This is a genomic window from Spongiibacter pelagi, from assembly GCF_014705705.1.
Classification (GTDB): domain Bacteria; phylum Pseudomonadota; class Gammaproteobacteria; order Pseudomonadales; family Spongiibacteraceae; genus Spongiibacter; species Spongiibacter pelagi.
Genome location: NZ_JACXLD010000002.1, coordinates 376,774 through 391,505 on the forward strand (window position 1 = coordinate 376,774; position 14,732 = coordinate 391,505).

At 52.1% G+C, this 14,732-nt stretch carries 14 protein-coding genes; 9 read left to right on the top strand and 5 right to left on the bottom strand.

Annotated elements, in window-relative coordinates; genetic code table 11:
- Positions 1-229: 229 nt before the first annotated feature.
- From IB286_RS05805 to IB286_RS05815, 3 genes are all read left to right on the top strand, one after another.
- Positions 230-1,528, top strand: coding sequence for an ammonium transporter (locus IB286_RS05805; RefSeq protein ID WP_398284693.1), 1,299 nt, complete (start codon positions 230-232; stop codon positions 1,526-1,528).
- Between the two features lie 64 nt (positions 1,529-1,592).
- Positions 1,593-1,862, top strand: a complete 270-nt coding sequence (locus IB286_RS05810) for a glutaredoxin family protein (protein WP_190763415.1) — start codon at positions 1,593-1,595, stop codon at positions 1,860-1,862.
- Positions 1,859-2,710, top strand: coding sequence for an MOSC domain-containing protein (locus IB286_RS05815; protein ID WP_190763416.1), 852 nt, complete (start codon positions 1,859-1,861; stop codon positions 2,708-2,710). The genes IB286_RS05810 and IB286_RS05815 overlap by 4 nt, the downstream gene beginning before the upstream one ends.
- A 40-nt stretch (positions 2,711-2,750) precedes the next feature.
- On the opposite strand, the gene IB286_RS05820 is transcribed toward IB286_RS05815, so the two are convergent.
- Entirely contained in the window at positions 2,751-4,739 is a 1,989-nt protein-coding gene (locus IB286_RS05820; protein WP_190763419.1) for a transglycosylase SLT domain-containing protein, read from the bottom strand.
- Between the two features lie 75 nt (positions 4,740-4,814).
- Here IB286_RS05820 and IB286_RS05825 point away from each other — a divergent pair, with 75 nt between their 5' ends.
- Positions 4,815-6,722, top strand: coding sequence for an ATP-binding cassette domain-containing protein (locus tag IB286_RS05825; protein ID WP_190763421.1), 1,908 nt, complete (start codon positions 4,815-4,817; stop codon positions 6,720-6,722).
- Positions 6,723-6,731: 9 nt separating this feature from the next.
- Here IB286_RS05825 and IB286_RS05830 read toward each other — a convergent pair whose 3' ends face one another.
- Positions 6,732-7,169, bottom strand: a complete 438-nt coding sequence (locus IB286_RS05830; protein WP_190763423.1) for a universal stress protein — start codon at positions 7,167-7,169, stop codon at positions 6,732-6,734.
- Between the two features lie 136 nt (positions 7,170-7,305).
- Between IB286_RS05830 and IB286_RS05835 the strand changes: the two genes are divergently transcribed.
- The 5 genes from IB286_RS05835 to IB286_RS05855 all read left to right on the top strand — a co-directional run bounded on the left by IB286_RS05835 (position 7,306) and on the right by IB286_RS05855 (position 11,747).
- A complete protein-coding gene (locus IB286_RS05835; protein ID WP_190763425.1) occupies positions 7,306-7,782 on the top strand; it encodes a hypothetical protein in 477 nt (158 codons plus the stop codon).
- On the top strand, positions 7,772-8,026 hold the full coding sequence (locus IB286_RS05840; RefSeq protein WP_190763427.1) for a DUF1653 domain-containing protein: 255 nt from the start codon (positions 7,772-7,774) through the stop codon (positions 8,024-8,026). The genes IB286_RS05835 and IB286_RS05840 overlap by 11 nt, the downstream gene beginning before the upstream one ends.
- A gap of 140 nt (positions 8,027-8,166) precedes the next feature.
- Positions 8,167-10,824 carry a type I DNA topoisomerase gene (gene topA / locus IB286_RS05845; protein ID WP_190763429.1) on the top strand — a complete coding sequence of 886 codons (2,658 nt, stop codon included), beginning with the start codon at positions 8,167-8,169 and terminating at the stop codon, positions 10,822-10,824.
- A gap of 3 nt (positions 10,825-10,827) precedes the next feature.
- Positions 10,828-11,370 (top strand): hypothetical protein, encoded by a 543-nt coding sequence (locus tag IB286_RS05850; RefSeq protein ID WP_190763431.1) that lies wholly within the window; start codon positions 10,828-10,830, stop codon positions 11,368-11,370.
- A gap of 128 nt (positions 11,371-11,498) precedes the next feature.
- The gene (locus tag IB286_RS05855; RefSeq protein WP_190763433.1) at positions 11,499-11,747 is read left to right on the top strand and encodes a hypothetical protein; all 249 of its coding nucleotides are present in this window, start codon (positions 11,499-11,501) and stop codon (positions 11,745-11,747) included.
- A 99-nt stretch (positions 11,748-11,846) separates the two neighbouring features.
- Here IB286_RS05855 and IB286_RS05860 read toward each other — a convergent pair whose 3' ends face one another.
- The 3 genes from IB286_RS05860 to bioA all read right to left on the bottom strand — a co-directional run bounded on the left by IB286_RS05860 (position 11,847) and on the right by bioA (position 14,711).
- The gene (locus tag IB286_RS05860) at positions 11,847-12,428 is read right to left on the bottom strand and encodes a YtfJ family protein (RefSeq protein ID WP_190763435.1); all 582 of its coding nucleotides are present in this window, start codon (positions 12,426-12,428) and stop codon (positions 11,847-11,849) included.
- A 106-nt stretch (positions 12,429-12,534) separates the two neighbouring features.
- Positions 12,535-13,395, bottom strand: coding sequence for an ion transporter (locus tag IB286_RS05865; RefSeq protein ID WP_190763437.1), 861 nt, complete (start codon positions 13,393-13,395; stop codon positions 12,535-12,537).
- Entirely contained in the window at positions 13,392-14,711 is a 1,320-nt protein-coding gene (gene bioA, locus IB286_RS05870) for an adenosylmethionine--8-amino-7-oxononanoate transaminase (protein WP_190763440.1), read from the bottom strand. The genes IB286_RS05865 and bioA overlap by 4 nt, the downstream gene beginning before the upstream one ends.
- Positions 14,712-14,732 lie beyond the last annotated feature (21 nt).

A 14,732-nucleotide genomic window follows, 5' to 3' on the forward strand; every position in this document is an offset into this window, starting at 1 on the left:
AAACGGTACGCATATTGCTTTGTTTTTGTGCGCGCTCGATTTGGGGTGCCTTTTTGTGGTGAAATCGTGCACTATTATTGTATAAATATTAGTCATAAATTATTAACTAATTGATATATTTATAAAAAATAGATTTTCTTTGTCGAAATCATATTGCTCAAATATGGTGCGCGTGACGTATTTTGGTGCTTTTTTGTGCCAATGGTTCTGATTGAATTGGGGACTTGCTGTGTTTTCTCGTTTTTTAAATAAAAAATCTCTCTCTGTGTCAGCTTTGGCGTTCTTGCCACAGCTCAGTTTGGCTGATGGTCTGGATAGCGGTAATTCTGCATGGATATTAACGGCGACCGCTTTGGTGCTGTTTATGACCTTGCCCGGTTTGGCACTGTTCTACGGTGGCTTGGTGCGTAGTAAAAATGTACTGAGTATCTTGATGCAGTGCTTTAGTATTACCTGCCTTGCTTCTCTGCTGTGGTTGGTTGTTGGTTATAGCCTTGCCTTCTCTGAGGGTAATAGCTTTATCGGTGGTCTCGACAACATCATGCTGGCCAAGGTGATGGAAGGCAGCTTGAGCGGCGATATGCCTGAAACCGTGTTTGTTATGTTTCAGATGACCTTTGCCATTATTACGCCGGCGCTAATCATTGGTGGCTTTGCTGAGCGGATTCGTTTTTCTGCGGTCATGATTTTTTCAGCGCTGTGGATTCTTGCCGTATATGTGCCAGTAACCCATTGGGTTTGGGGCGGCGGCTGGTTAGGTCAAATGGGTTTGTTGGATTTTGCAGGCGGTACAGTGGTGCATATCACCGCCGGTGTTGCGGCACTGGTTGCAGCCCTGGTTTTGGGGCCGCGTCAGGGTTTTGGTCACACACCTTTGCCACCGCATAACCTCACCATGACCTTCACCGGCGCAGGTATGCTCTGGGTGGGCTGGTTTGGTTTTAACGCAGGTAGTGCACTGGCGAGTAATGGCGATGCCGGTATGGCAATGCTGGTTACCCATCTTTCTGCGGCAACCGGTTGTTTGACTTGGTCACTGATCGAATGGAAACGTTTCGGCAAGCCCAGCGCCTTGGGTGCAGTAACCGGTATGGTTGCGGGCTTGGGTACCATTACTCCGGCTTCGGGTTATGTTGGCCCAGCTGGAGCGGTGGTTATTGGTTTGGTCGCCGGTATTGTGTGTTTTTACTGCACGCTGGCGATCAAGCAGAAATTCAAAATCGACGACTCGCTGGACGTGTTTCCGGTGCACGGTGTTGGCGGTATTCTCGGTACGTTTATGGCGGGCATTTTTGCCTCGAGCGAGTTGGGTTTATTCAGCGGCCAAGGTTTGGCCGAGGGCGTTGCCATTGCCGATCAGTTGAAAGTACAAGTTATTGGTATTCTGGCGACATTCGCGTATACCGCGGTAGTGAGCTACATCTTGTTCAAAATTGTGAACATGATGGTGGGCTTGCGGGTAAGCGCCGAAGAAGAAACCCAAGGCTTGGATATCACTTGTCACAATGAAGTGGGGTATGATCTCTAGGTCGTTTTAATAGCTTGTCAAAGCCCGGCATTGTCCGGGCTTTTTTATTGCTTTGGATTATGTGATGTCTGATGTGGTTCCAACTATTACTCTGAGTCTTTATGGCACCAGTGCTTGCCACCTTTGTGAAGAGGCGGAAGCGCTGCTAGCGCAATTTTTGGTTGAACAGCCCTGGCAAATTGAGCTGATTGATATTGCCGACAGCGATGACATGATTGATCGCTACGGAACCCGTATTCCAGTGCTCGCTAGTGCTGCCGATGGTCGAGAACTGAATTGGCCGTTTGACGCCGAATCCGTACTCCGCTTTGTTTATTCGGAAAATACAAAATGAGTCTTTTGGTAAGCGGGCTGTGTGCTTTTCCGGTGAAGTCCCTGGCGGCAACACCCGTGGATGAGTTGGCATTTTCTGCGCGAGGAGCTTTTGCGGATCGGCGTTGGATGCTGGTGGATGAGGCGGGCAAGTTTGTTACTCAGCGGCAGTTTCCGCAGCTTTGCCGAATTCATGCTGAAAGTGCGGATGAACACGGCGTTTATCTAAAACTGCATTGTCTGACTAGTGATCAGTCGGTGATGATAAATGCAGATCAATTGTGCGGCGCGGAGCGCACTCAAGTGCAGGTCTGGGGCGATTCTGTCGAGGCGCTAGATGCTGGCGATGAGATCAGTGCTTGGTTTTCCTCGCGTTTGAAGGCCACCGTCAGGCTGGTGTATTTCCCTGCGATGACTCATCGCCAAGTTGATCTAAAGTACGCTCAGCCCGGTGATGATGTCGGTTTTGCGGATGGCTTTCCGGTATTAATCGCTAATATGGCAAGTTTGCGCGTTTTGCAGGGTAGCCTTGCGGATACCGGGTGGAAGGAATCACTTAGCATGTGGCGATTTCGGCCGAATATTGTGGTCGATGGCGGGGCGGCTTTTGCAGAAAATAACTGGTCCCGCCTGCGCATTGGCGATATGGAGCTTGAGTTAGTTAAACCTTGTTCGCGATGTGCTATTCCAACGATTCGACTTGAAGATGGCGTACGCCAGAAAGAGGTCTTTCAGGTGTTAAGGCAGCATTGTCTGGGTGACGATGGAGAGGTCTATTTTGGCCAGAATGCGCTGCTGCGCTTTAAGGATTCGGGTTCGGCGAAGACGAGTTTGTTGACAGTGGGAATGCCGGTCGAGGTTTTAAGCTAGTCGAGGTTTTAAGATAAGGCCCTCGACCGGGTTAATATCACTAAAACTGATTTTGCGCCAATTCTTGGCTAGGCCGTATCAGCCTTTCATTTTTGCTCAGCAAGGGCTGGTTCAGTTCCAGTTTTTCACCGTATATCACACTGAAGGCCAGCACGTTTTTAATGTAGTGCCGGGTTTCACTATAGGGCAGATTTTCAATCCAGATATCGGCCGGCAGTATTGCTTCCTGTTTTTCCAATACGCGTTTTATCCGGTTGGGGCCGGCGTTATAGGCCGCAGTGGCGAGAATGCGATTACCGTTAAATTCCCGCAGCAAAGAGCCGAGATAGTAGGTGCCAATAGCAATATTAATTTGCGGGTTCTCTAGGTCCTGACTGCTTGGCTTGGGTGCTCCCATCGCTTTAGCGGTATCGCGAGCCGTACCCGGCATCAGCTGCATAATCCCCCGCGCGCCAACCGGAGAGCGGGCATTTTCAGCAAAGGCGCTTTCTTGGCGGGCGATAGAGAAGGCCCACTTTAAATCAATTTCATTGGCCTTGGCGTTGCTTACAAAGTCATCTTGGTAGGCGAGGGGAAAACGCAAGCCGAGATCATTCCATGCGCCGGCCTGAATGGCGCCAACAACGGCGGGATTTGCCCAGCCCCAATCCAGGGCGAGTTTTGCCGCAGCCAGCCGGTCGGGCTTGCTGAAGAATTGGATCGCGCGTCGCCATTCACTACTCGCTTTGCCGTAATCGCCGAGAATGTAGAATTCACGTGCCCGCTGTAGGCCGAGATTGGCTTGGAACGGCTCATTTAACTCTGAGGGCAGCGCTGGAATATGGCCTAATTGGTATGGCTGGCCGAGCAGGTCAGCGGCTAGAAAACTGTAGTAGCCGCGTTCGTCTGCGAGTTTTTGCAATATTGTTTTGGCGGGTTCAGTGAGTTTGCGGTGAATGGCTCTATCGGCTCGAGCCCACCAGTATTGCCAGTCAGACTTTTGGCGATAGTCGGCGGGTAGCGAGGCGATGTAGTGTTGTGCTTTTTTCCAGTCGCGATCTTTCAGGGCTAAACGTACGCGCCACTCGGTGAGGTAAGCGTCTTCAAATTCATCATCGTGCTCGGCGAGCCATTGCCGTGCCAGTCGGCCATTGTCGGCAATCATCTGCCGGGCAAAGGCATTGCGCAGGCTGTAGTTTTCGGCGCTGCTAAAATTAAATTGCAATTGCAGGGATTGCCACAGTTCGCTGGCGGCCAGATAGTCACCTCGGGCCAGTCGTTTCAATGTGAATACGACAAGCTGATGGTTGAAGGCGTTGTTCTTAATCTTTGCCGATTCTTTATACAGCGCTTCTGGGTGATTCAGTAGGCGTTGCTGGAGTTCCGTGCCGGAAATTTTACTCAGCAGAAAGCTGGCGAGTTTGTCGTAGCCTTTGTCGACAGCCATATCGGCGCGGCGCCAGTAAGCGCGCTGTTGTTGTTCGGGTGTTAGAGTCTGCAGCCATTGATCGACTACGTTTGTGCAAAACGTATCCAGTGGTACGCCGGTGTGCCACAGCTTCTCGCTGCGCAACAAGGCGTTTTGTTCATCGCCCTGACTGCGAATGGCGGCAATATATTCACACTCTAAATTTGCGGGAGGCTTATCGCCGACATAGGCTAAAAACTCTGGCCATTGCTGATGTTTTTTGAGTTTGTAGATCCAGCTTGCGCGCAGGTTTTCGGCGACCAAGCTGCCATCATATTGCTGGAGGAAAGATTTGATGGTCTGACTGGAAACGGTATCGATTTGAGCCTTGATGAGCTCTAGCTCAAAGTAAGGGTAGAGAAGGTAGTCGTAGAGCTGCGGGCCGACGGCTTCCGCTTTTTCTAGTCTGCCCTGACTTATGTCCAAGAGGGCTTCGCGGTATACTTCGCGCTGCTTTTGCAGGGTCGACTGGTCTGGGGACGACGTGTCCGAAACAGATTGGGACAGGCCGAACTGGGTAAAGCAAAGTAAAGGCAGTAGAACAAACAGGCCTTTGCGAAATCGTCCCTGGTGGATGCTCATAATTGGTTTTCTCTTGTCTCCATTCTCGATTTAAACCGTATTCAAACCTAAGAAATTACATATCGGTCACACTATATGCCTTTGCTCCGCCTCTCTCAACTTCAGCTCAATATCGGTGAGCAAATTGTTTTTGATCAGCTGGATTTAACGCTCAGAGCTGGCGAAAGGCTGTGTTTGCTGGGGCGAAATGGCTGCGGAAAATCGACACTTCTCAAAGTGGTGGATGGCAGTACGCAGGCCGACAGCGGCGAGGTATGGCGCAAGCCGGGCCTGAAAGTGGCGCGGATGCACCAGAATTTGGATTTTGCCGCTGATGATGCCAGCGTTTTTGATGTGGTGGCCGATGGTTTAGAGGCCTTGGGCAGCACCTTGCGTCGTTATCACGAGCTAATTCAATCGGAATTGGATGATCTGCGAGAGCTGGAAAGCCTGCAGCGGGAAATTGAGTCCTTGGACGGCTGGCGTTATCAGCAGCGTATTGAGTCGATTCTCTCTCGCTTAGAATTGAATCCGGAGGCACGGATTGGGGGATTGTCGGGTGGCTGGTTGCGCCGTGTTGCTTTAGCGCGGGCCTTGGTGTCTGAGCCGGATATTTTGCTGCTGGATGAGCCCACCAACCACTTGGATTTAGAGGGCATTCTCTGGCTGGAGCAGTGTGTGCGGGATTTTCCCGGCTGCGTGTTATTCGTTACCCACGACCGGGCGCTGATTGAATCCTTGGCTGACCAGATTTTGGAGTTGGATCGCGGCAAGTTGGAACGCTACGACTGCAATTACCAAACGTATTTAGAGCGCCGCGCCCATAAATGGGAAGTGGAAGAGGAGCAGAATGCCCTGTTCGATAAGCGCTTGGCTCAGGAGGAAACCTGGATTCGTCAGGGTATTAAAGCCCGCCGTACCCGCAATGAAGGCCGGGTTCGGGCATTGAAGGCAATGCGCGATGAGCGTTCCCAGCGCCGTGAGCGTCAGGGCACTGCGAATCTAAGTGTTAATCAGGGCGAGCGCAGCGGCAAAATGGTGGCGGAGCTGCAAAATGTCAGTTACGGCATTGGCGGTAAAAACCTGGTTAATAATTTTTCGCTGCTGTTGCAACGTGGTGATAAGTTGGCGCTGATTGGCCCGAATGGGGCCGGCAAAACTACCCTGCTGCGCTTGATATTGGGTGAGTTACAGCCGGACTCGGGCACCATTAAATCCGGTACCAATTTGAATATTGCCTATTTTGATCAGCTCCGCGATCGCTTGGATGAAGATCAGCGGGTGGTAGATATTGTCGGTCAGGGCTCGGATATGGTCACCATCAATGGCAAAGACCGACATATCATGAGTTATCTCAGTGATTTTCTATTTACACCACAGCGGGCGCGCAGTCATTTTCGGGTGCTCTCCGGGGGCGAGCGCGCTCGTGTTCAGCTAGCATGCCTGTTCAGTCAGCCAGCCAATGTTTTGGTGCTCGACGAACCGACTAACGATCTCGATATGGAAACGCTGGAATTACTGGAAAGTCTGCTGGTGGATTTCGAGGGCACCGTACTCTTGGTGAGCCACGACCGGGCTTTTGTTGATAATGTGGCCAGTAATTGCCTCTTGTTTGAGGGCAATGGGGTGATCTCTGAGCATGTCGGCGGTTTCAGCGAAGTTGCGGCGTATCAGGCGCGACTGGCAAAACGTAAAGCGGCTGGTGGTGTTGCAGACAAAAAGCCGGAGCCGACTACAGTTGCCAGTACTTCTGAACAAGCGCCAGCGGCAAAAGCGTCAGCGCCAAAACGCAAGTTAAGCTACAAAGACCAGCGCGAACTAGACAGCCTGCCAGATAAAATTGATGAGCTAGAGAGTGAAATTGCGCGTATTTCGGAACTCAGTGCCGATCCTGCCTTTTATCAGCAGGATGGAGATAAGGTGACCGAAGTCTTGCAGCAACTGGCCACATTACAGGGCCAGTTGGATGAGGCAATGGAGCGCTGGATGGACTTGTCTGAATAAGAGGTGGGCTTACTGGCTGCCCACCCGCACTGCCAGTACGTCACACTGTGAGCCATGTAGCACCGCGTTGGCGGTAGACCCCAATAACAAGGCCAGCCCCTTGCGGCCGTGACTGCCGACAATCACCAGATCAATTTGGTATTGTTCGCACAATTCATGAATTTGGCTTTCCGGGCGACCAACCATCAAGTGCCGGTTATCTTTGGCGATATTGTAAAGCTCGCCAAACTCCGCCATGCGTTGTTCGGCCTGTTCTTGAAGTTGTTCTTGAATCCCTGAGAAATCCATTGGAATATCGCCACCGTAGGCGAGGCTGAGGGGTTCTACAACGTGAATCAAATGCAGCTCGGCTTGGTGCTGTCGGGCCATGCCGGCGGCGCGCTCCAAAACCGGAGTGGCTTCTTCGGTCAGGTCTACGGCAACCAAAATACGGTGATAATTGGGCATAGCCGATTCTCCTCGAGGGCATGCTAAATAAGATCGCTTCTATTAAGGTACATACAAACCGAGCTGTCCAGCAAGGTGTTGTTGTAAATTGCGTTTCACTGATTGAGATCAGTAAATTGAAAGGATTATTCGCCCTATGACATGGCTGATTGCGATTGCGGTTATCGCATTTATGCTGGCGCCCTTGGTTTGGATTATTCCAACGCCACGGCAGGCCAAGCAGGCGCGGCTTCGCGAGCGGGCGAGACAGTTAGGTTTGCAGGTGCAGATGCTAGCGCAACCGCAAACCCGGCGGCAGAAAGTTCGCAAAGAAGCGGAAGAGCAGGGCGTGTGCTATTCCCTGCCGCTGGTAAAGCGCAATAGCACGGCCCCTTGGCGCTATTGGTTTTCCGAGGCTGCGGCAGCAGAGGACGATGCTCCCGCACTGCCGCAAGAATTATTGGCGATCATTGAAGCTCAGCAAGCATTCTGGCCAAAGGATGCCTTGCAATTGGAGTTTACTGGCCAAGCCTTGCGGCTTTATTGGTTGGAGCGTGGCCTAGAGCTGGGCTCGGTTGAGCAATTGGCTGTCGCCTTAAAAAACATATTGGAGAAATTGGGTTTTGAGTACTGAGTCATTGCAACAACTTCCGTCGCTGGCGCCGGGTCGCTATATTCACTATAAAGGCGGGGAGTATCAGGTTTACGGTGTCGCTAGGCACAGTGAGTCGGAAGAATTTTTAGTGGTTTATCGCCCGCTCTATGGTGCGGGTGAGCTGTGGGTTAGGCCGTACTCCATGTTTATTGAAACCATAGAAATCAATGGCGAACAGCGTCCGCGCTTTGCGCTGGCCGAGGAAATTACCAAGGCACTTTAAGCCGTGGCTTTCCTTGAATTTGCTAACGGCTCTGGCAGGGAATCGGGACTTCGGCCTTGACCCGCTTAAAATGAACACTTATATATGTCGGCCTTGCCAGCGTTCTGCTGGCGGTCATAGACAGCTCGAATAGGACAAAAATGGCAAAATCGCTGGTAATTGTGGAGTCGCCCGCCAAGGCGAAGACCATCAATAAGTATCTGGGCTCAGATTTCATCGTGAAGTCCAGTGTCGGCCATATCCGCGATTTGCCCACCAGCGGCAGTGGTACTAAAACGGTCGATCCCAAAGAGCGAGCCAAGGCGGCGGCGCTCACGCGTAAAATGTCGCCAGAAGAAAAGGCGGTGCATAAGCAAAAAAAATCTCGGGAACAACTTATCTCCCGAATGGGTGTCGATCCTGAAAATGGCTGGAAAGCCCATTACGAAATTCTTCCCGGCAAGGAGAAAGTGGTCAGTGAGCTGAAAAAACTGGCCAAAGATGCCGACACCGTTTATCTGGCAACGGACCTTGACCGCGAAGGGGAGGCCATTGCTTGGCACCTGCGGGAAGCCATTGGCGGCGATAACAGCCGCTACAAACGCGTTGTTTTTAACGAGATTACCCGCAAAGCCATTAAAGAAGCTTTTGAGCATCCCGGCGAGTTGGATATCAACCGCGTAAACGCCCAGCAAGCGCGCCGTTTTCTTGATCGGGTGGTGGGCTATATGGTGTCGCCACTGCTCTGGGCCAAGGTGGCGCGGGGCTTGTCGGCGGGCCGAGTGCAATCAGTGGCGGTACGCCTGATTGTCGAGCGGGAAAAAGAAATTCGCGCCTTTGTACCCGAAGAATACTGGCAGATTCACACCGACAACCGCGGTCAGGCTGGCGAGTTGCGTCTAGAAGTGAAAAAACAGGCGGGCGAAAACTTCCGTCCGGATAATGAAACTGCTGCAATGGCGGCCGTTGCCTCCCTGCAGCAAAATGCCTACAAGGTCACCGGGCGGGAAGATAAACCCACTAGCAGTCGCCCCGGCGCGCCCTATATCACCTCAACCTTGCAGCAGGCGGCCAGTACCCGTCTTGGCTTTGGTGTTAAGAAAACCATGATGTTGGCCCAGCGTCTCTACGAGGCGGGTTACATCACCTATATGCGTACCGATTCGACCAATTTGAGCGCCGATGCGGTCGCCGCCTGTCGTGAATATATCAGCCAGACCTACTCCGACGCTTATTTGCCAGAATCGCCACAGCTCTACAGCAGTAAAGAAGGAGCGCAAGAGGCTCACGAAGCGATTCGCCCCTCGGATGTCAATGTACAGCCCACTCAGCTCTCTGGAATGGAGCGAGATGCCGAGCGGCTCTACACCTTGATCTGGCGTCAGTTTGTTGCCTGTCAAATGGTGCCCGCGCAATTTACCAGCACTTCGGTTACGGTAACCGCAGGGGATTTTGAGCTGCGTACCCGTGGCCGTGTGGTTCGCTTTGACGGTTTTATGCGCGTGCAGCCGCCAGCGGCAAGTAAAAAAGAAGAAGATCAGGAATTGCCGGATGTGAAAGTGGGCGATGTGTTGGAGCTGGTTAAAGTTGATCCCAGCCAGCACTTTACCAAACCCGCACCGCGCTATTCTGAGGCCGCACTCGTAAAAGAATTGGAAAAACGAGGCATTGGCCGGCCCTCTACCTATGCGTCGATTATTTCTACCATCCAAGATCGCGGCTATGTCAAAGTCGAAAATCGCCGCTTTTTCGCCGAAAAAATGGGCGATATCGTGACCGATCGCCTCGTTGAGAGCTTTAGCCATCTGCTGGACTACGGTTTTACCGCGCATATGGAAGAAGACCTCGATAGCGTGGCCTCCGGCGATAAAGATTGGCAGGCCTTGCTCAACGAGTTCTATGGTGATTTCAGTGCCACACTGGCGACCGCCGAGGCGGCAGACGGTGGCATGCGCAACAATGAACCCACGGAAACGGATATTGCCTGCCCTAAATGCGGCCGCAATATGCAGATTCGCACGGCCAGCACCGGTGTGTTTCTGGGCTGTTCAGGTTATGCCTTACCGCCGAAAGAGCGTTGTAAGCAAACTATTAACCTCGTTCCGGGTGATGAATACGTCAGCATCGATAGTGAAGATGAAGAAGCCGAGTCTCGGGTGCTGCGCAACAAGCATCGCTGTAAAAAGTGTAATGCAGCGATGGAAGGCTACATTATTGATGAGAGCCGCAAACTGCATATCTGCGGTAACAACCCCGACTGTTCCGGCTTTGAGCTGGAGTCGGGTAGCTTTAAGGTTAAAGGGTATGACGGCCCACTGATCGAATGCGATAAGTGCGGTTCGGATATGCAGCTAAAATCAGGCCGCTTCGGTAAATACTTTGGCTGTACTAATGAGTCCTGTAAAAATACCCGCAAGTTGCTGAAAAATGGTGAAGCGGCGCCACCAAAAATGGATCCGGTGCCGATGCCCGAATTGGCCTGCGAAAAGGTCGATGACCATTATGTGTTGCGCGATGGTGCTTCAGGGCTGTTTTTGGCGGCCAGTGGCTTCCCGCGCAACCGTGAAACCCGCGCACCCACGGTAAAAGAAATTCTGCCGCATCAGAGTGAAATCGATCCTAAATACAGCTTCTTGTTTTCAGCGCCAACCGAAGACAAAGAGGGGCGGGATACGGTAATTCGCTACAGCCGCAAGACCAAAGAGCAGTATGTGCAGAGTGAAGTTGATGGCAAGCCCAGTGGCTGGTCTGCTTTCTACGAAGGCGGTAAGTGGGTCGCGCGTGAAAAAGCGACCCGTAAAGCGGCAAGTAAGAAGTAAACTATGGCCGCTGCCGACTCCTATCGTGGTCAGTGTAATCTGCACCTGTATTTTGCCGGGCAATATCTTAAAAATTTGAGTTCTCCCGAGTCAGAATCTGGCTGGGGAGGGCACTTTGTTCGCGCCCAAACCGAGGCGATTATTCACCAGTTGCAACTGGCGTACTGCGCTCATCTGGCGGATTTGTTGACGCTAACTCCCCTCGGTTTTCAATTGCCCTGCGGTATTTTTACGGCGAGCTCGCTCGCTGAGATACAGCTGCAAAATGCCCCATCTGAATTCAGTGAGTTGCTGGAGCGAGAGGCGGTTTCCGGGTGGTTACAGGACCTACTCGGATTTGCCTATTTGCGGCAACCCGGCAAGAAAAAAACCTATCTGGAATCAGATGGCGTGGAGTTAATTGGCACGGATACCCGCGCTACGGGTCTGCTAGACAGTGCCGAGGCCGTCGCTGAAAATCCTTATGATATGGCGGGTTTACAGACCCTACATACCGAATTGAGTGCCTTGGTGACTCGTCATCGCAATACCCTACTGGAGTATTAGCGCGCTACCCCTCCGATTTGTTACACTAAGCCCGTCTAGGCGTTCTTGCTTATTCAGGCGTTCTACTGGTTTAGACGTTCTGATTGGACGTATTTCACCCACTCCTCAAGGGGTAGATAGGAATTTCAGTGTTATCGTATTTAGAACTTGTTGAGCTCGCGAACGGCGATATTGTCCTGCAGGATAGCGACGGCGATGAAGCCCCACTGGTTACCATCCGTTTTTCAGACGAAGCCAAAGAACATATGCAGGGTTCCGGTATGGAGCTAGCGCGGATTATGATTCAGGCGGGACTAGAAGCCATGAACGGCGTGGTTCAGGCGGAAGTGCTGGAAGAGGATGAGGACGATTTTGAGCAGGATCGCACCGTTCACTGACCTGCGTGCGAAAACGCATTAATGCGAAACGCTACCGTATAAAAAAGGCGCTTTAGTTCACTAAAGCGCCTTTTTGTTTTGCAAAGCTACCGACAAAAATCAGTTAGCGGCCAATTGGTCGGCTTTGGCAATTTGCTCGTTAAGCAAACTCATAATGGTGTTGACATCATCGGCGCTCAGTTCACCGGTGTGCAAATGCGTAATCGTGCCTTCTGTATTGACCAGAGCCACCACCACATCGCGGGCTCCAACATCCCAGGCTTTTACGCCGCGATTCTGGTCGTCAATCACGAAAGTAGCCGAGGGGTGCTTGGTCTTATCTTCGCTCAAACGGCTCAGAATCATGCCGCTGGTGCCCCACATGGCCTCTTTGAGGTTAATCACAGTCACGCTTTGGAAAGCCCCTTCTGCGTAGTTTTCCGCTTCAAGACGGTCGCGCAGTGGATTAATCATGCTTTCTGTTGAGAGGCGGGGAGGCAGGTGAAACACCAGCGCCGGACGGCCAGTGGTGATTTGGTTGCTGTTCCACGGGCGGTAGTCCACTTTGTCGCCATTCAGGACAAACTCGCCTTTATTGTCCACCGCCAGCTCGGGCAGTTTTTGACCTTGTTCCAAGGCCAGTACAGACAATGAACTGAAGCCAAGGCTGGCGATAAGGAAGAATTTCTGTAGTTGTTTCATCGCAAAGTGTTCTTCTTAATGTAGTGAATGATGAGTCTACTATAGCGAGACAAAATTAATCCCAGCTTAACGAATTTTTAATCCTGCAAATGTGGGGGCGCTAATGCTATTCGCTGCTTTGAGTTTCCGACGCAGTTGCCTCTGGCTTGATAGCGGCTGCGGGAAGCGCAGTGCCGCAGTGTTTGCAGAAGCGTGCGTCGCTGTCGTGGGCGCGACGTGCACAGCCGGGGCATTGCATCCGCTGCATTTTGCGCTGACTTTCATAAATCAGTTCGGCACTCAAAATACCTGTAGGGATGGCAATAATGGCGTAGCTGGTGATCATCGCTAGCGCGGCAATGGCTTGACCAAGCGTGGTATGCGGGGCGATATCGCCGTAGCCCACAGTGGTGACGGTCACAATCGCCCAATAAATACTGCGTGGTAGGCTGGAAAAGCCATTTTCTGGCCCCTCAACCAGATACATCAATGAGCCAAATACGATCACCAGCGTGGTGACCGACATCAGAAAAACCGAGATCTTATGGCGGGCGCTGACCAGTGAGCGCATCAGCACATTGGCTTCTGCGACATAGTGAAATAATTTCAAAATCCGGAAAACGCGCAGTACCCGGAATATGCGAATTACCAGTAGATGCTGGGCGCCGGGCACCAGCATGGCAAGGTAAGTGGGCAGGGTGGCAATTAAGTCGATAATGCCAAAAAAGCTGGTCAGGTAGGCGCGACGGTTGGGTGAGCAGTAAATACGGGCGAGATATTCCAGCGTAAATAACACGGTAAACAGTAATTCGGCACCGAACAAAATATCGCCGAATTGCTCGTGGATGCTGGCGACCGAGTCGAGAAACAAAGCCAGAATACTGGCGATAATAATGACAATCAGCGCGACATCAAAAATACGTCCCGGCCCCGGCTCGGTGCCAAAGATAATGTCGTACAGCTTTTTCTTCAGCTCAGCATTGCTCATGACAAATAGTCCTGAATCACCGACACCATTTTATGGCACAGCGTTTGGAGTTGCTGCTCGGAAATAATATAGGGCGGCATGGTGTAGACCAGTTTGCCGAAGGGGCGAATCCAGATGCCTTGCTCAACAAAGCGTGGCTGGATAATGCTCATATCCACAGCCTGTTCCAACTCAATAACCCCGATGGCACCAAAACAGCGAACATCGGCAACGCCGGGGATGTCGCGGGCCGGCGATAAACCTTCGATTAATTGGGATTCTATGCGCGCAATATTGGCCTGCCAGTCTTGTGATAGCAGCAATTCGAGGCTGGCATTGGCAATGCTGCAGGCCAGCGGGTTGCCCATAAAAGTAGGGCCGTGCATAAATACGCCGGCTTCACCCTCGCAGATACCTTGGGCGACATCTTCCGAGCACAGCGTCGCCGCTAAAGAAAGGTAACCCCCGGTCAAGGCCTTGCCCACACACATAATGTCGGGGCTGATTCCCGCGTGTTCACAGGCAAATAATTTACCGGTGCGGCCAAAGCCGGTGGCAATTTCATCGTGAATTAGTAATACGCCGTAGTCATCGCAAAACTGGCGAATGGCAATGAGATAGTCGGCGGAATAAAAGCGCATTCCCCCCGCACCTTGCACAATCGGCTCGAGAATCACGGCCGCCAGCGTATCTTTGTTTTGGCGAATCATTTCGCCGAGTTGGTCTAATTCTTCTTGGGCTGGGGTTTGCCCCGGTGGACTGATAGGGGCGGGGGCAAATACATGTTCTGGAAGCACATCACTGAAAAGATGGTGCATACCGGTAACCGGGTCGCAGGTGGCCATGGCCCCAAAGGTATCGCCGTGGTAGCCATTTCTCAGTGCGAGTAATTTGGATTTCTGGGGCTGCCCTTTAGCGTGCCAATACTGAATAGCCATTTTGATGGCAACTTCCACCGCGACTGAGCCCGAATCCGAAATAAAAACCCGGCTCAGGGCGGCGGGAGTGAGGTCGACCAAGCGTTTACACAAGGTGGCGGCAGGTTCATGGCTGAGTCCGCCAAACATCACATGAGACATGTGTTGTAGCTGTGCTTGAGCGGCCTTATCGAGCGCCGGATTGCGGTAGCCGTGAATCGCCGACCACCAAGAAGACATGCCATCAATCAGTTTGCGGCCATCGCTCAACTCCAGCTCAACACCTTCCGCGCCCACAACCGGGAATAGCACCGGTGGATTAATCGCAGAGGCATAGGGATGCCAAACGTGTTGCTGGTCCCATTGCTGCCATTGCTGGCTGGAGTCGGCGGTGGCGAGTGGTGTCTGGTTTTGCGGCATGTATCCCCCTTTGTTGGCGCT